Here is a 21,930-nt window from a genome sequence, read left to right as displayed (position 1 = left end):
TTTACATAATTTTTATTGTCTCCCAAAATAGAGATGAAATTCTTTTAGCAAAATACCTCTAGAAATTCATCTTGTTTTGGCGAGTGTAACGGATTTTGTCTCTTTCCGTTTACAATTGTAATTATACAGTGTTCCAAACAAAAAGTCAATAGATTTTTGTAAAAAATTACATAATTTTTGATATTTTGAACTATAATCTTAATAATAGTTTTTCTAATTTCATTTTCCACAATTTCACAAAAATTAACTTTTTAACTTTATGTCAATACTACAAAAAATCATCAAGTACTGTACTTGATGATTCTTTTCTCTATTCTACGGTAACAGACTTAGCTAAGTTCCGTGGTTTATCCACATCTAGTCCGCGTTGTAGTGTAGCAAAATAAGCTATCAATTGCGTTGGAACAACCATAGAAATCGGTGACAAATATGGATGAACAGACATCAAAATAATATCGTCTCCTTCTTTTGCTACATTTTCTTCTACAATGGTCAAGACATTTGCACCACGCGCCCCAACTTCTGATACATTCCCACGAGTATGCCGAGCCAATTGCTCATCAGAAGAAATCAAGGCTAGCACTGGTGTGCCATCTTCGATCAAAGAAATCGTACCATGTTTTAATTCTCCCGCAGCAAATCCTTCACACTGAATATAGGAAATTTCTTTTAACTTTAGACTAGCCTCCATGGCAACATAATAATCTTGGCCACGCCCGATATAAAAAGCATTACGTGTAGTAGCAAGTAAAGCACGCACTTTGTCATCAATACTATCCTTTTCAGATAGCGTAGCCTCAATAGCTTGCGCTACAATGGATAATTCGTGTACTAAATCAAATTGCTTTGCTTTTTCATTGCCGTTGGCATCTCCAACTGCTTTTGCTAGAAAAGCCAGAGTCGCAATCTGTGCCGTATAAGCCTTAGTTGAAGCAACAGCAATTTCTGGTCCAGCATGCAGCAACATTGTATGAGTCGCTTCACGAGACAAAGTGGAACCTGGTACATTGGTTACAGTCAAGCTTGGGATTCCCATAGCATTCGCTTTGACCAAAACCTGACGGCTATCAGCTGTTTCACCAGATTGGCTAATCAGGATAAACATTGGTTTCTTGCTCAGTAATGGCCATCTATAGCCCCATTCTGAAGAAATCCCTAATTCCACAGGTGTGTCCGTCAATTCTTCTAGCATCCGCTTGGTTGCAAATCCAGCATGATAAGAAGTTCCAGCCGCTAAAATATACAAGCGATCAGCCTCTTGAACAGCGTTTATAATAGCTGGATCGACAACTACTTGATCATTATCGTCTGTATATGCCTGAATCAGTTTACGCATCACTGTTGGCTGCTCATCAATTTCTTTCAACATATAGTAAGGATAGGTTCCCTTACCGATGTCGGACAAATCAAGCTCTGCCGTATAACTTTCGCGCTCAATAACATGACCATCATAATCTTGTACTTGAACACTGTCTTTTGTCACAATGACCAATTCTTTATCATGAATTTCCATGAATTCACTTGTTTCACGAATCATTGCCATAGCATCTGAGCAGACCATATTATAGCCTTCTCCTAAGCCAATCAAAAGAGGTGATTTATTTTTGGCAACATAAACTGTATCCGCATCTTCTGCATTCATTAAAGCAAAAGCATAGGAACCCTCAATGATGTGCAGTGCTTTTTTAAACGCATCTAATACTGTGAATCCGTCCTCTTCAACGAATTTTCCAATCAAGTGAACAGCAATTTCTGTATCTGTTTGACCTTTCAAATCATGTCCAGCAAGATACGTATTCTTAATATCTAGGTAATTTTCGATGACGCCATTATGCACTAAAACAAAGCGCCCAGTTTGAGAAGTATGCGGATGCGCGTTGCTTTCACTTGGCTTTCCGTGCGTTGCCCAACGCGTATGCCCAATACCAGCTGTTCCAGAGACATCAATGCCGATTTTTGAGTGAAGGTCAGCAATACGACCAACCGATTTGACTAAGCTGGATGTTTTCCCATTTGTCACAAAAATTCCCGCTGAATCATAGCCACGATATTCTAATTTTTCTAAACCTTGCATTAAAATATCTGTTGCATTTCGATTTCCAACTACTCCGACAATTCCACACATACTAATACTTATAACAATTAAAAATTGCTATATCCTCCTTTATTTTATAAATTGGTATAGGCTAATATAAGCTATACAAAACAAGCTAAGTCAGTATATACTTTTATTGTGAATTTGTCAACAACAAAATTGGTATAGTTCAAAAAAGAAGGGCGGTACAAGCAAAAGGCTTCAAAAGCAAATTTAGTTATCTTCTGTAAATAATGAAGCAATCTGCTCTATATGTTTTCTGTACAAGATCAAAGTATACTTTTACCATCGTCTCTTGAACATTCAATCTATGATCTAAATAATCTGCTACTTCATAACTAGAAATAAAAAGACTGGATAAAACCAGCCTTTTCTGCTATATGATTGCTCTAAGTTCAATCTTTTAACATTTCATTTTTTATTTTTAAATCGTTCAACATCACGAGCAATAACCAATTCTTCATCCGTTGGAATAACCAACACTCGAACCTTGGAATCTGGCATTGAAATATCTCCATAGTTACCAAAGACATTCTTTTCTGGGTCAAGTTCACAGCCAAACCAAGAAATTCCCTCAATAACTAATCGACGAATCGTCACAGAATTCTCACCAATTCCAGCAGTAAAGATAATGGCGTCTGCTCCGTTTAAAACAGCCAAATATTGACCAATATATTTTTGAATACGATCAACAAAGATGTCATTCGCCAACTGTGCTTTGGCATCACCAGCTCGCATAGCGGCATGAATATCACGCATGTCGCTGGATTTCTCAGATACCCCTAAGAGGCCTGACTCACGATTTAAAATACGATTAATATCTTCTGGTGTGTTAAAATCCTCTGTATGCTCTATCAAATAAGGAATAATCGCTGGATCAATATCTCCTGTGCGGCTTCCCATCATTACTCCCCCTAGCGGTGTAAAGCCCATTGAAGTATCAACAGATTTACCTTCTTTAACCGCTGTAATAGAAGCCCCATTCCCAATATGACAAGTAATCAACTTCAGCTCTTCTAGCGGCTTACCAAGTACTTTAGCAGCTTCCTTCGCAACATACTGATGACTTGTACCATGCGCTCCATATTTACGTACCTTATTTTCAGTATAATATTTAGTTGGTAATGGATAACGATAAGCTTTTTCAGGCATCGTCGTATGGAATGATGTGTCAAATACAATAACACTTGTAATATCCGGCAACAACTCTTTAAAGGCACGAATACCTGCTGCATTTGCTTTGTTATGAAGGGGCGCAAGAAGTGCTAACTCTTCAACTTTTTGAATCACTTCTTCGCTGTCAACAAGTGCAGATTCTTTAAAATATTCACCACCTGCAACAACACGATGACCAACACCCGTGATTTCATCATAAGATCGAATAATGTCAAAGCGCATCAAGTCGTCTAATAAAATTTTTACAGCTTGTGTGTGATCATCAATATCTAGAATTTGTTTCTCTGCTCGACCATCAAATTTGACCGTTGAAATAGAATCTTTGAGACCAATCCGTTCAATCAGCCCTTTGGCAATGACTTTTTCAGCTGGCATTTCGTATAATTGCCATTTTAAACTGGAACTTCCAGCATTGATTGAAATTGTTTTTGACATAAGTTACCTCTTTTAAGCGTTTTCATTTATTATATCAAAAACTTGTTTAAATTTCACTTTCTTGCCTCCAATTTTGGAATTTTTCGCTAAAAGTCAATAAGGCAGCTTGATTTTGTAAATCAGTCAAAGCATAAACAAATGACTGAATAGCTTGTTCGTCTTGCTTTTTGAGCACAAAAATTGTTTTGGCATACGCTGCATTTCCAAAAAGGGATTCCGGCAACGCAATCATTGCAACTATCTGAACATACTTTTGCAACCAATTTTTCAATAATTGACTCTGCCTACTAGTTAATAAATTATTTGGCGCAAGAAATATCGCATAACCGCCTGGTTTCAGATACTTGAGCGATTGTTCCATTAACAAATGATGGGCATAGGTATGCTCTTGCGTACTAGCCACTTCATAGCGCGATGCAATGTAATCATCCGGATAATAGCCAATCGGCAAATCGCTAACAATCACATCACTTTCTTTTAATACTTGTGGGCGCACTGCATCACCTTGTACAAAACTAACCTTTGCATCCATCACATCTGCTATGCTAGCTGATACATCAATTAACAAATCGTCCAATTCTAGTCCTAGGTAATCCACATTTTTCTTTGTATTATTGAGAATGGTCTCTGATAAATTCCCCATTCCGCTACCAATTTCCAAAACATCAATATGTTCTTTATTACTCAATTGGTCAATGAGAAATGTTACGATAAAACCAATAGAATCCGGAGTAAATTGATGATTGGCTTGCAAAGGCTCCGTTTGAGCCGCTTTCATCAGTAAAAATTGGTAGCTCCTGCGCCATTCTTCTTTACTTAATTTCAAAGAGTTTAGTATTTCATTATTTTTTTTGACAGTGGCTAGCTCTGTCTTTCCATCCAGATAAATCCCGTTTTGCTCTACCAAGGCATCATAAAAATTCGTTAAAAGATCATTTTGGATTTCTTGGATATTTTCTAACAGGAGCGTATAGGCCTGTTCAATTTTTTCAAAATTCATAGCATCCTCCGCTCCCTATCATACCAAAATTTCATTCTTTTGGCGAGCGAATCCCTAGTTGCTCACTAGTAGCTCCTGTCCCATTCTCGATTATTTGTCTCGGTTGTCATTGGTTAGTTTGGTCTTCTCAAACGGAAGACGAAATTGATAATGGCGACCTGTCTTCATTGTTACTGTCAGGATGAGCTCTTTCTCACCTTGTTGCTCTTGGACATGTCCTTTATCAAATTCTCTGTGTCTAGAATCTTCGTTTGCGATAACTGCCATTGCATACGCCTGTAGGCGTTCTCGGTTTAGAGTAAAATTTCTATGACTAGCGGTCTGACGATGAAGATAAAATTGCAAAAGCAAGCTAAAGACAGCTGTCATAAAAAGGGCATGGAGCATAATACCTGCTTTAACTTTTTGTTTCCACACGATAGATGAATTCCCTTTCCAATCCTCTCTTAAACAGTAATCGAATACGAACCAGCTCATTTTCCTGTGAAATTTCTGCTTTTTTCACATCATAAACCATGGGCTGATAACCTTTCCCATTCGCATTGGTTTTCCTGAAATCTTGTCCACTTGCTTTTCCAAATGCAATTACCTTACCATCTTGCTTCATGTATAAACGATTATTCTCCACTTTTTCAAATGAAGAACGCGTCAACTCCACTTCTAGTTGATCGGCAAACAAAAGCCATTCTCGCTGTTCACTGTGTTGTCGAGTTTGGACTTCAGAAGCCAGAAGACGCGTCATAGATTGAAATAGCAACACACTTCCACTGAGTACGAATAGGGCAATCAGAGCCTCTAAAAGTGTAAAAGCTTTTACTTTATTTGCTTTGAACACCAAAAATCAGCTCCTTCCCATGATAAACCCGAATATCTTGTTGGCTTTTTTCGACACGTACTTCAATACCGTTCATTGTTAAATGCCTTTGATTTGTTTGCAAGGCCATCTTCGCTACCCTTAAGACTTCTTCTTTTTTCAATAACTCATTTTCTAGTTTTCGAGACTGGTGAATTTGTCCCAACAACAGGGTTACAATTGTCGCAAAAATAGCTAACGCAAGCAGTGCTTCTAATAAAATTGTCCCTCTAACATATTGTTTTCTTAAATTTTCCATTTCCTAGATATAATTGATACATAATTGTCTGTCTTTTCGTCTGAAATACAATCTTACCAAGCGAGGAATTACCACCTGCCTTATCAAAACGAAGTGTTAAATCATCTGGAGCGTGAACCGAGCGAGGAATTGATAAAGAATTGTACCCATTAGAAATTCGCGCACGAGAAAAATTCATGTCCAATTGCCTTTGAGTAGCATTACTCAACTTCTGACTTTCTCGGTAAAAATGCTCAAACTCAAGAAAGAAAATCTGCTCTTCCACTTGTTCAAAAGAGGAACGGACAGCCCCTGACACAGCAAGTAATAAAAAACTCGCTACAAACAAAGTCAGCAAACTTTCCAAAATTGTAAATCCCTTAATCTGCAACAGAACGAGTTTCTTTTGTATGTTTCGCATAGTAAGCCTTATATGACGCTGCCTGCTTATCTGTAATCGTGCCTTCAGTGACTAATTTTGAAAGCGTTGCTTTTTCATTGCTATGATTGACCTCGAAAAGTTCCGCTTGGCTCTCTACAACTTTGACCACAGCTGCATTTCCTTTTTCTGTTACTGCTTCCTTTTGCTTGGTCAAATTCGGCACAAATAAGAGCATTAAAACACTAATGATTAAAAGCACAACCAACATTTCCACTAAAGTAAAAGCTTTAACCTTCAAATTTTTAATTTTTTTCACAATTGAACCTCCATATTTTGATAAATTGGCAGCAACATGGCTGCATACAACAATACAATCATCAACGCCACAAAGACAAATACTAATGGCTGAATGATATTCATCGCTTGATGAACACGTTTAAAAAACACCTCCCACGTTTTTTGAGCATAAACTTCTAATTCGCACCCCAATTTGGATTTCACTTCCCCATATTCGATCATCAAGCCCAATTCTTTTTTAAAAAATGGATAATGTTTAACTACTTGTGAAAATTCCTGACCATTTTGCAGTGCTACTTCTAAATCTTTTCCAATTTCTTGAAACATAGCAGAGCGCTGTCCTTGCATCATCCGGAAAATCTGACTGAGTTCTAAGCCTTGACCAATCATATTCCCCCATTCTCTCGCATAATAAGCTGTCAAATAGGTTTGAACAAAAGTGCCCCAAAAAGGAAGTCGAGACAACAAACTAAATACTCTTATTTGTGAGCTTTTTCTAAACCAATAAAAACCTATCGCAAACAAAACAAAAACAACTCCTACTGAACCCAGAAAAATTTGTGGTAAACGACTAATCAGTTGTGTTGCAATATTCTGACTCTCCAACTGCGGTAACAAATAATTGCGCAGCCCTAACATAATAAACACTAGAAAAATGAATAAAATAAATGGATAAGTCGCCACTTCAATTAACTTTTTCTTGACTTTTGAGATATTTTCCAAATACTCTTCAATTTTACTCAAACTGAGCGATAAATTTCCATGCAATTCTGCCAATGAAAGCTGTGTTACTACATTATCCGAAAAACCTAAACTTGCCATGATGTCTGAAAAAGGCTTTCCGGTTGCCAACCCCTCTTTCATCTTTTCCACATAGGCTTTTTCTAACAAAGCACTCCGTTTCAAAAAATCAATAATTTCTGCCAAGTGAAAACCACTAGAAAAAAGATTATTTAGTAACTCTACGACTTTTTTCTGCTTAACTGTGGATAATTTTTTCCGCTTTTGCCTGTTCAAGATTGATATGTCCTGCTGCATAAAGTTGATCAATTTGCCTATTCCATTCGCTTGGATCGTGTTCTTGATACCTTTCACTGACAAAATCCACTATTCCTCCTTTCGCAATTAGACGTTGGTAACAAATACCTTGCAAGACAATTTTCAGCTCTGCTTCTGTCACTCCCAACTCTAGCAATCGTTCATAAACGCCTCGCACACTTTTAGCATGAATCGTTGAAAAGACCGTCACTCCTGTCAAGCTGGCTCGTACAACCGCCCGTGCTGTTTCTGTATCTCGAATTTCTCCAATAATCAATAAATCTGGACGATGTCGAAGAGAAAGTTTAATCAAACTTTCATAAGTTAAGCCAATCGCTTCATTCAATTGCAATTGCAACATTCTGTCTTGCTTAATTTCAACAGGATCTTCGATAGACATGATTTGCTCATCGGCAAAACGTTCTTGAGCCAGCTGATGCATAAGAGTGGTTTTGCCACTCCCTACCGGTCCTGAAAAAAGATAAAGTCCACGTTGCTTGAGTCGTCCTTTCAACTCTGGAATTTGAGCAAACCAAAACTTCAACTCTGCTTTTTCATCATGCAATAAACGAATCACAAGACTTTCATATCCGCGATAATCCCCTACTGTTGACAACCGCAGTGACGTTTTCTTATCCCTGTATTGATAATCACAAGACCCTAGTTGGCTTCTACGTTTTTCACCAACATTCATCCCAGCGGTAAATTTGAAATGACTAATCACCGCTGCCATCTTTTCAAATGCATACTGTTGTATAAAACGTCGCTCATCACCAATTCTCATGTACAGTTCATAACTATTTTCCTTTGGGATAAAATAAATATCTTGAGCCTGTTTTTCCTTAGCTTGGCAAATAATATCTTGTGCAATGTTTTGAACCATATCCCCTCCTCACTTTATACTATTCGCAGAAGACAATAAAAAATGGTGAAAAATCACCATTTTTTAAATTATTTAAAAGTTATAGGACAAGCACAAGGAGCTCCTACATGATTTTGTTTATTATAGCCCGGTCGCAATTTCTCTTTCGGAATAACGTCATCGTTTTCTAACAGAGCAAGAGAATGATATTGCTGGATAGAATCGCCACATTCTTCACACCAGCGCAAATCTCCTACATTCCAAAAAATAGACATCAAATCACTTCGACTTTTATAAAAAGGAAAAGCAGCTGCCAACTTCAGCCATTGGTGCTTATAATACTTTAAAGCAGTATAATAGTTATCAAAATGTTGTATAGATACAATATTAGCTTCCCAGCCATCAAAAAACCACCAAGGCTCATCTTTACCATACATTTCAATCACACAATACATCTGCTTCGCCTCCCTTTGTCCTATTTATTATATCGAAAATCTTAAATTTTTTAAACAGATTTGCTCCATGTATAAAATTGTTCAGCATGATACTCTAAAGCAAGACAAGCTTTCGACTATCAGACTCACTTGCCATAATATAACGAAAAGCTACCTTGAAAGATGAAATTAGATTGACCACAAAAGAGGCTGAGAACTGTTTCCCAACCTCTTTTTCAATATTAATACAAATCAAGATAATTATCTACTTCCCATTGGGAAACAAAGGTTGCATAACTTGCCCATTCAATGCGTTTGGCTTCTACAAAACTTGTATAGATATGACTACCCAGTGCATTTTTTACAACTTCATCTTCTGTTAGTGCCTTCACCGCATTATGCAGAGTAGACGGAAGATCCGTAATACCTGCTTCTTTGCGTTCTTCTGCTGTCATCACATAGATATTTTCTTCAATTGGATCAGGAGCCTCAATTTTATTTTCAATCCCATGAAGTCCAACTTCAAGAAGGACAGCCATAGCAATATAAGGGTTTGCCATTGGGTCAACCGAACGCAATTCCAAACGAGTCCCCATACCGCGTGAAGCTGGCACACGAACAAGCGGAGAACGGTTCCGTCCAGCCCAAGCAATATAAACAGGCGCTTCATATCCCGGAACCAGACGTTTGTATGAGTTAACAGTTGGGTTCATAATCGCTGTATAATTGTAGGCATGTTTAATCAAGCCGCCAAGAAAATAATAAGCTGTTTGTGATAATTGCATCCCGTTTGGATCTGCTAGATCAAAAAATGCATTTTGACCATCTTGATCAAAAAGTGACATATTACAGTGCATACCTGAACCTGCAATACCAAATTTTGGTTTTGCCATGAACGTTGCGTACAGGCCATGCTTACGAGCAATTGTTTTAACAACCAGTTTAAACAACTGAATCTTATCACAGGCACGAAGTACTTCATCATATTTGAAGTCAATTTCATGCTGGCCAATAGCTACTTCATGATGACTAGCTTCTACTTCAAAGCCCATTGTCGTTAAAACATTGACAATTTCACGACGTGTGTTATCCGCAAGATCCGTCGGAGCAAGGTCAAAATAGCCCCCCTTATCATTTACCTCAAGAGTCGGATCACCATTTTCATCCAATTTGAAGAGGAAAAATTCTGGTTCAGGGCCCAAATTAAAGGATTTGAAACCAAGTTCTTCCATATGTCTCAAAGCACGCTTCAAGTTTCCACGCGGATCACCTTTAAAGGGAGTTCCTTCTGTTGTATAAACATCGCAAATTAGTCCTGCGACACTGCCATTTTCATCTCCCCAAGGGAAAACAGTCCATGTATCCAAGTCAGGATAAAGGTACATATCTGACTCATTGATACGCACAAAACCCTCGATAGAAGAACCATCGAACATCACTTTGTTGGACAAAACTTTATTCAGCTGTTCATCTGTCGCCGGAATTTCGACATTTTTCATCGTTCCTAAAACATCCGAAAACATCAAACGGATAAAGGTAACATTTTTTTCTTTCACTTCGCGACGAATGTCAGCTACTGTAATTGGCATGAGTATCTCCTTATAAAATCTTTAAAAATTGATGTTGGTCAATGCATACGACCAAATGGTGGAAGGGAAGAAGCAAAGCGACCTTGTTGCAAAATATCGTTATGAAGGGCCCGACGAACGTCTTTCTCACTCACCGGCTTCTTGTATTTCGCTTCGCGCTCAGCATATTTCCGTTTAATAGCAGCAATATTGTAACCTTCTGAAATGTAATCTTTAATTTCCAACAAGCGATCCATATCATTTAATGAATACATGCGCCGATTTCCTTCATTTCGGTCAGGCTTAATCAATGCTTGATCTTCATAATAACGAATCTGACGTGCCGTCAAATCTGTTAATTTCATAACGCTACCAATGGGAAAAACAGCCATATTGCGACGAAATTCCTTTTCCTTCATTGCAAATTCCTTTCTCATGCTCTATTATAGTCCGAAAAAATTTCTATGTCAAGGGCTTATGTTATATTTTCTAACATTATTTTTTGCTTTTTAATTTCACTACTTTTCGCAGGCGATCAACATCAGAATTAACCATCATGGCAACAAAAACCCCCATAAAGGTTTCAAATACTCTCGCAAATACATACAAAACAGTTTCTCCTGTCGGAATCGATAAGGTAATAATTAACATAGCAGAAACACCACCAATCACACCTGCTTTATTGTTCATCGCAACATTTGTCATAATCGTTAACATGGTACAAATAGGGACAATCAATAATGTTACCCAAAACTGTTCATGAAAAAGATAATTGATAAGAAAGAACAACAAGGCATAGAAACCACCAATACTATTCCCCAAAATACGAGAAGTTCCAAAATGAACACTCTTATCAAAGTCTTCACGCAAACTAAAAACAGCCGTCAAAGCACCAATCTGCAATCCTTTCCAGCCAAAAAGACCAAAGACCAGAAGAACAATAAAAACAGCGACACCCGTCTTAAAGGTTCGCAAGCCTAATTTAAATTTCGATTTATCAAATTTATACTTCTTGAAATAACCCATTCACATCTTTCCTTTTATCATTATTTTAACATATTTTCTCTAAAATTAGATATAAATATCTAGTTAATTGCTTTAAACAAAACAAAAAGAGTCGCAAAGGACTCTTAATTTTAAACTCACATATAAAGGTTATACTGGAATATAATCTTTCCTATACATTGCTACTTGAAAAGCTTAATTAGGATAAATGTAAGTCACCTTTCCATAAAATGTCGTTGGATCAAACCATCCACGATAATTATTAATTTGTTTTTGACGTTTGTAATTGGACTCTAAAACTTGGATAGCACGATTATTGGCTACAGCAGTTACATAGGCAACGTGACCATACTGGCCTCCATTCCAAACAGCGATAGCGCCAACTTGAGGAGTTGTTCCTATACGGAAGCCTGAATATGCAGCATTTGTAGCCCAGTCTTTTGCATTCCCCCACCAATTACTAGCCCAAGGTGCCAAGGATTTCACTCCCCACGTACATTGCCCAATTGGATAAGAATTTCCTGTTGCTGTAGGTGTATTTAAGACAACATTCTCTGTATCAGAATCCGCCCCAGAATTTGCATTTGTTGCTTGTGCAGTTGTGGCTTGATTGGATACTTGATATGTATTAGCTCTAGCTCCATTTACTTGCAGAACATCTCCTGGAAGAATGGTATCATAAATTGTTTTTCCATTTTTAGCTGCCAAATCATATGGACTCATCCCATATTTTGTTGCAATAGCATAAAATGAATCACCATACTGAACAGTATAAGTGTCAGCATTGGCTTGCTGGCTAAAAAAAGCTAATAAAGTAGCTGAAGAAAGACCTATAGCTAATTTTCCTAAATGACGATTTAATTGATTTGTTTTCATAAAGTACCCCTTCTTCTTTCCTAGTCTATAATACTTTATTTTTGTTGCAAGTATTTTAAACACGTATTTTAAACTTGTTACAAATTTAATATTAAACAAATAATAATCTAATTTTCTACTAAAGAAAACACTAGAAGAGAAATGTATCTTAACATTTTTTTATTTACTACTCTTCTCATCTTTGAGATTAAGCAAAAATCTCTCTTACTTTACTATACTACAATTATTGGCCCTATCATCTCAAACTACAATCTCCACCTATCCATTTAATATATCTGATTGGATTCATGATTGACTAGAGTTTTTAACAATTAGTCGCTCCAATAAGAATTGGTTTAACAAAAAGAGACTAAGATCCAATTTTCTTAGCCTCTTTTATTCTAATGTAGATAAATACTATTAATCTACTATTTTTCGTTACGTTTTAATTGACCTAAACCAAGCACACTAAGAAGAGCAATGACTCCTAAATATGGCATATAAGAACTATCAGTTGTTCCTGTTTGAGGAAGGGTAGCAGGTGCTGATGATAGCTTGTTAGTTAAGTAGCTCACTGGAGTTGGTCTTTTTGGAACTTCTGACCGAGGAGCTTGAGGAGTTGTAGTCCGAACAGTATTAGACGCATAGGCAACTTTATTTACTGTATTCACATAAGTATTTTCAAAAGTACCAGCTGCAATACGTTTCATTTGGATATAACTTTCAGCTTGGAAAGCTGAATCAATTGAAACAGAACGTAAAAAGTCTTCTTTGAACTTAATTGTGAGAGCACCTTTAGTTGCATCAACTTCCGCCGTCGTATGCTGAGTTAAATCAGTACCTGACTTGATAACAGAACCGTCTTTAAGAGTGATATCCACCTTGGCAAAAACTTTATACTGCCCAGTATAACGATCTCCTGTTTGATCGTAGTCATCATAGAAATTGTATTCAAAAAGTTCTTCTGAGTGATCTGCAGGAATAATGCCACCAATCAAACGGTAATTAAAGACTGTATTAAGTGGAATAGTCTGACCATCAACATTATTTGTATCAGCTGGATCAAGTGTTAAGGTCACATCTTTCTTAGGGTTAATCTTTGGAACATTATTGATAACGATATTAGACGCATAGCCATTACCAAAGTCAATTTGGTAAGCTTGATTTTCATAACTACCACCTGTTTGTCCCATTTGTTTTTTTACAACCATTGGTGATACAATCTTCAAATCAATTCCATTTTTGACATAGGTATCATAAAATTCTCTTGGATTATCGGCACGGAAAATTTGGAAAGCACCTTTAGGTCTAATTCCTGCCTTAGAAAGAACATCTCTAACTTCTTGAGGAGCTGCTTCCAAACTAGTATAATGATCCACACTAACACCAGTAACTTTATTGCCATTAGCATCTGTAATCTTCACCAAATCCTGACGCAATTCAAGCGCTTCTTCTGGATAATCATCTACATAGTAAAATCCTTTTTGAATGGTATCTGCTGAAGAGCGGTCATTCTTGTATTGATCCAAATCCCAAGTCAATTCATAATAATTCGTTGAACCGGCAAGAACTGTTTTACCATCAATAACAACGCCATTTTCATTCTTATTAACCTTAGTTGGTTTAATGTAATTATTATTTGGGTTATCTGGATCATTTGGCTTACCAGGAGTTGTCACCCGAACAACATTGGACTTAATACCATAAGCATCATTGACCGTGAGTGTGAAATTATTCTTATAAGTTGCACCATCATTAAGAACTTGTCCGACAACTGTTGGATAAATCGTTGCCACTGACTTAGTCAAATCAGCATTAAACGTAGCTAAAGTAGCTGCAGTTGCCTTGAAGGTGACTGTATTAGTTGCTTTATCATAAGAAACATCAAAGCCAGGACTGGCAGCTTTTGTAGCTTCAAGATTAAATTGATAACCAGATGGCAGGGGATCTACCAACACAAAGGAAGTCGTTTTAGCACGTCCAGCAGGGAGATCTGCTGTCTTCAGCTGGAACTTAACAACAGATTGTTTAGCCACCAGAGTTTTATCAATATCAACATCATTATTATTTTTAATTTCCTTGTTAACCTGTGGCTGTACAGCTAGTTTATAGTAACGAAAATGAACAGTTGGTACAGCTGGAGGTGTTGGAAGATTTTGATAAACAGGGTCAGTCGGCGGTGTTGGAATGGCCTCATAAGTTGGTTCAACAGGCTTATTTGGCTCTGGTTGATCTGGTGTTGGTGTCGGCGGTGTTGGTTCCTTTTCATAATTTGGAGCTACTGGTGCCGGGTTTAATGGTTTTTCCACTTCATAAGTAGGAGCTTGTGGAGCAGTTGGTTCAACTGGTGGTGTAGGATTTTCTTTGGTGATTTTCGGAACGTTGACGGCACGAATCTTACCATTAAGTGAGTACCAGATATTCGGTTTTTTACCAGTTTCTACTGCCATAACTGAATCAGAAGGAACTACCAAAGTAGCAGAAATAGCTCCTAATGTAATTGAATTATGTTGGCCTGAAATTTTAACCGCTCCCGCACCATACCAAGAATTTGGAGCATCTGAAGAATCCCATCCAGATCCTTCTTGCCCGTTTGGATACATTGTCCAACGTGATCCACCCTGTCCTTTTTTGAAGTTGAGTGTTTTAGTAGCATAAATTTTGCCATCTTTTTCATCAATAGATGAGCCTGAAATCCTAACAAACTTACCAGTATAATCCTTGGCCATCTCTATAGAATTATTTTCTCTATTTAGAGAAGCAACTGAGAGAAGGGCGTTGTCAAAGTTGATTGGTTGATCATTTTCGTCGTAGAAAGTGAACTCATTTTTAATAAAAATAGAAGTATCTTTCTCTACCTGTCCAGTATAAGCGGAAGCAAAAACACCTAAAGTTGGATCGCTAAAGACGCCAAGCCATACATTTCCACTAGGATTTTGGAATTTTGAATCTTTATCTACAGTATATTTATAGACAATCTTAGAAACTTTCTTACCATTGTAGTACGTTTTTTGAAGGTTAGTATAGGTGGCAGTTACACTTTGTCCACGCTTCAAAAGCACTGAACCCCATTTAACCTCCGTATTATTTCCCACGTTGGTGGTCCAAGTTGATTTATTTCCAATATTTCCATACAACTCGACAGTTGAAGTAGCTGAATCAGCTTTCTCTAACCCTCTAATATCTAAGTCATCTAGTTGTAGGATTTTTTGATCATATTTAGCTTTCGATGTACTTTTACTAAAAGCTTCATCAACCACAGAGGATTTTAGAAGTGTACCATCTTCTGTCGTCAAAGATAATTTAGCATCTGGCTCCGAATCATACACTAAACTTTGAGCAGATGGCTCCGTCAAGTGGCCATCTTTGTTTTTATCTTGCTCAAGTTTTTTTAGAGCTTCTTTGATTTTTGCCTGTTCTTCATTGTACTCTTTGAGTTTCTGCGGATACTCTGCTAAATCTTTTTGATATTTAGCAAGATCTGCTTGATACTTAGCAAGTTTTGCTTCGTAATCAGCTTTAGCATCTGCATTGCGCTTCTTAATTGCAGTATTTTCAGCTGTGAGCGCTGCATTTGCGGCATTATTTGCTGCTACAGCTGCTTCATAGGCCGCTTTAGCATCCGCATTGGCCTTTTGAACGCGAGCAAGCTCTGTTTTATAAGCAGTCAATTTAGCTTGATAGTTTGCTTCGTTCGTAGCATTAGCTTCCTGAACACGCTTTAGTTCAGCCTGATATTGAGCTAATTTAGTTTCATAGGCTGCTTTACTGGCAGCATTTGCAGCATTAATGCGTTCAACCTCTGCTTTATGAGCTGCCATATCTTTTTCATACTGTTCTTTAGTTGCCTGATTTTTAGCTTTGATTTTAGCAACTTCTGCCTCATGAGCAGCTACATCCGATTTATATTGATCTGTTGTCTTCTTAATATCCTCAGCTTGTTTTGTGTAATCTTCTTTAATTTCAGTTTCTTTTTGGGCTGCTTCTCCAGCTGTTTTAACTGTTCCTTTATTAACATCGGCATCTTGGACAACATTGACACCAGCAGACTTAGCCTCCTTTGCGGCTTGATCAAGATCAGTTTTAGGTACTTCAACTGGTATTGAACCATTTGTCTCTCCAGCTTGGTTTTGACTTTGTTCAGCTTCCTTACTCGCACTCCCTTGAGCCTCTGGTAAATTGGTCGCTGGATTTCCAGTTGCTGTAACCGCTACATTTGTTGTGCTATTTGATTTTGTAGTTTCTTCAGCTGCAACTTGCTGATCTACCATAGCAAGTAAAGCTGCCCCTAAGACAGCTCCACATAAAGTTTTAGCAACCTTACTTTTACGAAAACCAAAAACTTCTTTTCTTTTCTTCATTTTAATCCTCCCTTACGTATAATTAATTTCATACATTTGTATATAATATCAGTTTTATGAACCATATGCAACTATTTCATCTGTTTTTTTCTATAAAAATAAATGGAAACCTTTTCCCTACAAAATTCAGTCAGAGCATGAGATAAAAAGGTGGCTTATAGCCATCCATACTATCTTCTTTTTCTGTCAATGCTCCAAATCTTGGAGGTTTTTTACCTTCAAAAAATTTCACAGCTGCATTGCCACCGCATCACAAATACCTCCGCTAACACAAAAAGGTGACATAGCCACCTTTTTGTTAACATTCAGTTTTGATCCCTTTCTGCAAAATTATAATTTTATAGAGACTAATGGATCAAAATTATTTTTCTGTAAGTGCAGCCAATCCTGGCAACACTTTACCTTCAAGGAGTTCCATTGAGGCACCACCACCAGTAGAAATCCATGAGAACTTATCCGCACGGCCAAGGTTGATAGCTGCGGCAGCTGAGTCACCACCACCGATGATTGATTTTACGCCAGGTTGTTTCACGATAGCGTCCATGACACCGATTGTACCAGCTTGGAAGTCAGGGTTTTCAAATACACCCATAGGACCATTCCAGACAACAGTTTTCGCACCAGTCAATTCTTGATCAAATTTAGCGATAGATTTTGGACCGATATCCAAACCAAGGAAGCCTGGATCCACTGCTTCACCTTCAGTATCTTTCACTTCAGTGTAGTCAGCAAATGCGTTTGCTTCTTTTGAGTCAACTGGCAAGATCAATTTGCCGTTTGCTTTTTCAAGAAGAGCTTTCGCTATATCCAATTTATCTTCTTCTACAAGTGAGTTACCGATTTCGATACCTTGTGCTTTGTAGAATGTGTAAGTCATACCACCACCGATAAGAACTTTATCAGCTTTTTCAAGCAAGTTTTCGATAACACCGATCTTGTCTGAAACTTTTGAACCACCAAGAATGGCTACGAATGGGCGTTCTGGAGCTTCAACTGCTTCTTGGATGTAGGCAATTTCGTTTTCAAGAAGGAATCCAGCAACTGCTTTTTCAACGTTTGCTGAGATACCTACGTTAGATGCGTGTGCACGGTGAGCTGTACCGAATGCATCGTTTACGAAGATGCCATCTCCAAGTGATGCCCAATATTTACCAAGTTCTGGATCATTTTTAGATTCTTTTTTACCGTCAACATCTTCAAAACGAGTGTTTTCAACCAAAAGAACTTGTCCATCTTCAAGAGCATTGATAGCTGCCTCCAATTTTTCACCACGTGTTACACCTGGAAAAACAACTTCTTGACCTAATTTTTTGGCCAAATCAGCTGCTACTGGAGCAAGTGATTTGCCTTCTTTGTCTGCTTCTTCTTTAACACGTCCAAGGTGAGAGAAAAGAACAGCACGTCCACCATGTTCGATGATATATTTAATAGTAGGAAGAGCTGCAGTGATACGGTTATCGTTAGTGATTACTCCATCTTTCAATGGTACATTAAAATCTACACGAACGAGGACTTTTTTTCCTTTTAAGTCAACGTCTTTAACAGTAAGTTTTGCCATGTTACAAAAACTCCTTTTTCTATTTTATACGGAACTATTATATCATATTTTCTAGAAATTTTCTTGATATAAGGAAAGTTTTCACAAATAATTTGAAGAAGAAAAGAGCCGAGAAATTCGACTCTTTCTGCTTATTCTGCTGGAGTAGTCTCTTCCACAGTTTCTGTTGCCGTTGTATCTTCTATAATTTCAACTTCATTGACAGCTTGCGGTTCGAGATTACGGTAACGAGCCATACCTGTACCAGCTGGAATGATTTTACCAATGATAACATTTTCCTTCAGACCAAGCAGGTGATCTTTCTTACCGCGGATAGCAGCATCCGTCAAGACACGAGTAGTTTCTTGGAAGGAAGCTGCAGACAGGAAGCTGTTAGTTTCCAGAGAAGCTTTGGTAATCCCCATAAGGACTGGACGAGCCGTTGCAGGAACACCACCTGAGATAACCACATCACGGTTAGCATCCGTAAAGTCTGTGATATCCATTAGAGTGCCCATAAGAAGATCTGTATCCCCAGGATCCATGATGCGCACCTTGCGAATCATTTGACGAACCATTACCTCAATGTGTTTGTCTCCAATTTCTACCCCTTGGCTGCGATAAACTTTTTGTACTTCAGCAAGCAGGTAAGTTTCAACAGACAAAACATCACGAACAGCCAATAAATGCTTCGGTTGGATAGAACCTTCTGTTAATGCTGCACCGCGAGAAACTTGGTCGCCTACAGCCACTTTCATACGGGCTGTAAATGGCACTACATATTCGCCTTCACCAGTTGCACCTTTAACAAAGACCTTCTTCGTCCGAGTAGAAGCATCTTCTTCAATAGCGGTAACTTCACCCTTCACTTCTGTGATGACTGCTTCCCCTTTTGGATTGCGAGCCTCAAAAATTTCTTGAACACGAGGGAGACCTTGTGTGATATCAGTGTTAGAAGCAACACCACCCGTGTGGAAGGTTCTCATGGTCAACTGTGTACCTGGTTCACCGATTGATTGGGCAGCAATAGTTCCAACTGCTTCACCTACCTCAACTGCATCACCCGTTGCCAAGTTAATACCATAACAACGGCGGCAGACACCATGACGCGTATTACATGTAAAGACAGATCGGATAGTGACTTCTTCGACACCAGCGTTTACAATCTCACGTGCCATATCCTCAGTAATCAATACATCTGGACCAACGATGGTTTCACCCGTTTCAGGATGTTTGACAGATTTTTTCGTATAACGACCAATTAAGCGTTCTTCTAGTGGCTCTATCATTTCCTTACCATCAGTAATAGAGCGAATCACAAGACCGCGATCTGTACCACAGTCATCCTCACGAATGATAACGTCTTGGGCAACGTCAACTAGACGACGAGTCAAATAACCTGAGTCAGCTGTCTTAAGGGCTGTATCAGTCATCCCTTTACGCGCTCCGTGAGTTGAGAAGAACATTTCCAGAACAGATAAACCTTCACGGAAGTTAGACAAGATTGGCAACTCCATGATACGTCCATTTGGCGCAGCCATCAGACCACGCATGCCGGCCAACTGGGAGAAGTTGGAGATGTTACCACGGGCTCCAGAATCCATCATCATAACAATTGGGTTCTTAGGATCTTGATTGGCAACTAACCGTTTTTCCAATTTTTCACGAGCTGCACGCCATTCTGCAGTAACCGCGTTATAGCGCTCATCGTCTGTAATCATCCCACGACGGAATTGTTTCGTGATTTGTTCAACACGTTTATGTGACTCTTCGATGATTTCAGCCTTATCTTCAACAACTGGAATATCGGCAATCCCTACTGTCAAACCAGCAAGCGTTGAATGATGATAGCCGAGATCTTTCAGGCGGTCAAGGAAAGCCGATGTTTCAGTTGTACGGAAACGCTTGAAGATTTCCGCAATGATATTTCCAAGATTTTTCTTCTTGAACGGTACATTTAAGTCAAGTTTACTGATTGCTTCTTTAACATCTTGCCCAGGTTCTAAGAAATACTTAGCAGGCACACCTTCTGCCATATTTGAAGCAGATGGCTCTTGTAAATATGGCAATTCATCTGGCATGATGTCATTGAAAAGAATCTTACCAACTGTTGTCAAGAGAATTTTATGTTTTTGATTTTCAGTCCATGGTTTGTTTAAACTATCCGTCGCAATCCCAACACGCGTATGCAAGTGAACATAACCATTGCGAAGAGCCATTACAGCTTCATCACGATCTTTAAAGACCATACCTTCGCCTTCACGACCGGCTTCTTCCATCGTTAGGTAGTAGTTCCCTAATACCATATCTTGTGAAGGTGTAACAACTGGCTTACCATCTTTCGGATTGAGGATGTGCTCAGCAGCTAACATAAGAATCCGTGCTTCTGCCTGAGCTTCTTCAGACAATGGTACGTGAATAGCCATTTGGTCTCCGTCAAAGTCGGCGTTGTAGGCTTCACAGACTAATGGGTGCAAACGAAGAGCTTTACCATCGATTAAGACCGGCTCAAATGCTTGGATCCCCAAACGATGAAGAGTCGGTGCGCGGTTAAGAAGTACTGGGTGTTCTTTGATAACGTCTTCCAAGACATCCCAGATACGCTCATCGCCGCGCTCTACCATGCGCTTAGCAGCTTTCACATTTTGCGCATAATCACGAGCAACAATTTCCCGCATCACAAACGGTTTAAAAAGCTCAATCGCCATTTCACGCGGCACACCACATTGGTACATCTTGAGGGTTGGCCCTACCGCAATAACCGAACGTCCGGAGAAGTCAACCCGTTTACCCAGCAAGTTTTGACGGAAACGTCCTTGTTTCCCTTTAAGCATGTGGCTCAACGATTTGAGCGGACGGCTACCTGGCCCAGTAATTGGACGACCGCGACGACCATTGTCAATCAGAGCATCAACCGCTTCTTGTAGCATCCGCTTTTCATTTTGCACGATGATTCCCGGAGCATTCAATTCCAAAAGACGTGCCAAACGATTATTCCGGTTGATAACACGACGGTAAAGGTCGTTCAAGTCAGATGAGGCAAAACGTCCACCGTCCAACTGAAGCATTGGGCGTAAATCTGGTGGAATAACTGGTAAGATATTTAATACCATCCATTCTGGCTTGTTACCAGATTTTTGAAAGGCATCTAAAACATCCAAACGGCGAATAGCTTTTACCCGTTTTTGCCCAGTTGCCGTTTTTAATTCTTCTTTGAGGTCAACAATTTCTTTCTCTAAATCTACTTGTTTCAAAAGATCTTGAATTGCTTCAGCTCCCATTTTTGCAACAAATGACCCTTGACCATATTCACGTAAACGTTCACGATATTCACGTTCTGTCATAATGGATTTGTGTTCAAGCGGTGTATCTTTTGGATCAATTACCACATAAGCTGCAAAATAGATGACTTCTTCAAGTGCACGAGGACTCATATCTAACGTCAAGCCCATTCGGCTCGGGATTCCTTTAAAATACCAAATATGGGAAACAGGAGCCTTTAACTCAATATGTCCCATACGCTCACGACGCACTTTTGTACGAGTGACTTCAACACCACAACGGTCACAAATGATTCCTTTATAACGAATCCGTTTATACTTTCCACACGCACATTCCCAATCTTTCGTAGGACCAAAAATGACTTCATCAAAAAGTCCTTCACGTTCTGGCTTTAGTGTACGGTAGTTAATTGTTTCAGGTTTCTTCACTTCCCCATAAGACCAAGAGCGGACTTTACTCGGTGAAGCTAGGGTGATTTGCATACTTTGAAAACGATTTACATCAACCACTAT

The 21,930-nt window shown here is 38.6% G+C and carries 18 protein-coding genes; all 18 read right to left on the bottom strand.

Annotation, left to right across the window (positions count from 1 at the left end):
• Window positions 1-310: 310 nt before the first annotated feature.
• Window positions 311-2,125 carry a glutamine--fructose-6-phosphate transaminase (isomerizing) gene (gene glmS, locus HMPREF1654_RS06920; protein ID WP_003076077.1) on the bottom strand — a complete coding sequence of 605 codons (1,815 nt, stop codon included), beginning with the start codon at window positions 2,123-2,125 and terminating at the stop codon, window positions 311-313.
• A 381-nt stretch (window positions 2,126-2,506) separates the two neighbouring features.
• A complete protein-coding gene (locus HMPREF1654_RS06915) occupies window positions 2,507-3,706 on the bottom strand; it encodes an acetate kinase (protein ID WP_003076127.1) in 1,200 nt (399 codons plus the stop codon).
• Between the two features lie 46 nt (window positions 3,707-3,752).
• On the bottom strand, window positions 3,753-4,706 hold the full coding sequence (locus HMPREF1654_RS06910) for a class I SAM-dependent methyltransferase (protein ID WP_003075742.1): 954 nt from the start codon (window positions 4,704-4,706) through the stop codon (window positions 3,753-3,755).
• 90 nt (window positions 4,707-4,796) lie between these two features.
• Complete coding sequence (gene comGG / locus HMPREF1654_RS06905) at window positions 4,797-5,123, bottom strand: competence type IV pilus minor pilin ComGG (RefSeq protein WP_014829817.1); 327 nt, start codon at window positions 5,121-5,123, stop codon at window positions 4,797-4,799.
• Window positions 5,104-5,541 (bottom strand): competence type IV pilus minor pilin ComGF, encoded by a 438-nt coding sequence (gene comGF, locus HMPREF1654_RS06900; protein WP_003073990.1) that lies wholly within the window; start codon window positions 5,539-5,541, stop codon window positions 5,104-5,106. Before comGF ends, comGG begins: the two co-directional genes overlap by 20 nt.
• On the bottom strand, window positions 5,525-5,818 hold the full coding sequence (gene comGE / locus HMPREF1654_RS06895; protein WP_003073987.1) for a competence type IV pilus minor pilin ComGE: 294 nt from the start codon (window positions 5,816-5,818) through the stop codon (window positions 5,525-5,527). The genes comGF and comGE overlap by 17 nt, the downstream gene beginning before the upstream one ends.
• Window positions 5,790-6,218 carry a competence type IV pilus minor pilin ComGD gene (comGD, locus tag HMPREF1654_RS06890; RefSeq protein WP_014829819.1) on the bottom strand — a complete coding sequence of 143 codons (429 nt, stop codon included), beginning with the start codon at window positions 6,216-6,218 and terminating at the stop codon, window positions 5,790-5,792. The genes comGE and comGD overlap by 29 nt, the downstream gene beginning before the upstream one ends.
• The gene (comGC, locus tag HMPREF1654_RS06885) at window positions 6,178-6,495 is read right to left on the bottom strand and encodes a competence type IV pilus major pilin ComGC (RefSeq protein ID WP_003075998.1); all 318 of its coding nucleotides are present in this window, start codon (window positions 6,493-6,495) and stop codon (window positions 6,178-6,180) included. The genes comGD and comGC overlap by 41 nt, the downstream gene beginning before the upstream one ends.
• Window positions 6,492-7,514 carry a competence type IV pilus assembly protein ComGB gene (comGB, locus tag HMPREF1654_RS06880; protein ID WP_172634362.1) on the bottom strand — a complete coding sequence of 341 codons (1,023 nt, stop codon included), beginning with the start codon at window positions 7,512-7,514 and terminating at the stop codon, window positions 6,492-6,494. Before comGB ends, comGC begins: the two co-directional genes overlap by 4 nt.
• On the bottom strand, window positions 7,456-8,397 hold the full coding sequence (gene comGA / locus HMPREF1654_RS06875; RefSeq protein ID WP_003073980.1) for a competence type IV pilus ATPase ComGA: 942 nt from the start codon (window positions 8,395-8,397) through the stop codon (window positions 7,456-7,458). Before comGA ends, comGB begins: the two co-directional genes overlap by 59 nt.
• A 68-nt stretch (window positions 8,398-8,465) precedes the next feature.
• Window positions 8,466-8,831 (bottom strand): DUF1033 family protein, encoded by a 366-nt coding sequence (locus HMPREF1654_RS06870; RefSeq protein WP_003075933.1) that lies wholly within the window; start codon window positions 8,829-8,831, stop codon window positions 8,466-8,468.
• A gap of 221 nt (window positions 8,832-9,052) precedes the next feature.
• Window positions 9,053-10,399, bottom strand: coding sequence for a type I glutamate--ammonia ligase (gene glnA / locus HMPREF1654_RS06865; RefSeq protein ID WP_003076201.1), 1,347 nt, complete (start codon window positions 10,397-10,399; stop codon window positions 9,053-9,055).
• 38 nt (window positions 10,400-10,437) lie between these two features.
• Entirely contained in the window at window positions 10,438-10,797 is a 360-nt protein-coding gene (locus HMPREF1654_RS06860; RefSeq protein ID WP_003073972.1) for a MerR family transcriptional regulator, read from the bottom strand.
• 76 nt (window positions 10,798-10,873) lie between these two features.
• Window positions 10,874-11,404, bottom strand: coding sequence for an FUSC family protein (locus HMPREF1654_RS06855; protein ID WP_003073971.1), 531 nt, complete (start codon window positions 11,402-11,404; stop codon window positions 10,874-10,876).
• A gap of 174 nt (window positions 11,405-11,578) precedes the next feature.
• Window positions 11,579-12,259, bottom strand: a complete 681-nt coding sequence (locus tag HMPREF1654_RS06850; RefSeq protein ID WP_003075761.1) for a COG3942 and LysM peptidoglycan-binding domain-containing protein — start codon at window positions 12,257-12,259, stop codon at window positions 11,579-11,581.
• 407 nt (window positions 12,260-12,666) lie between these two features.
• Window positions 12,667-16,599 (bottom strand): antigen I/II family LPXTG-anchored adhesin, encoded by a 3,933-nt coding sequence (locus HMPREF1654_RS06845; RefSeq protein WP_003075937.1) that lies wholly within the window; start codon window positions 16,597-16,599, stop codon window positions 12,667-12,669.
• A 361-nt stretch (window positions 16,600-16,960) separates the two neighbouring features.
• Window positions 16,961-18,157 (bottom strand): phosphoglycerate kinase, encoded by a 1,197-nt coding sequence (locus HMPREF1654_RS06840; protein ID WP_003075822.1) that lies wholly within the window; start codon window positions 18,155-18,157, stop codon window positions 16,961-16,963.
• 131 nt (window positions 18,158-18,288) lie between these two features.
• Window positions 18,289-21,927 (bottom strand): DNA-directed RNA polymerase subunit beta', encoded by a 3,639-nt coding sequence (gene rpoC, locus HMPREF1654_RS06835; protein ID WP_003076153.1) that lies wholly within the window; start codon window positions 21,925-21,927, stop codon window positions 18,289-18,291.
• Window positions 21,928-21,930 lie beyond the last annotated feature (3 nt).

The organism is Streptococcus intermedius SK54 = ATCC 27335, from assembly GCF_000413475.1.
Lineage (GTDB): Bacteria > Bacillota > Bacilli > Lactobacillales > Streptococcaceae > Streptococcus > Streptococcus intermedius.
Note: the sequence above shows the minus strand (reverse complement) of the source record. Positions and strands in the feature narration are given on the sequence as shown.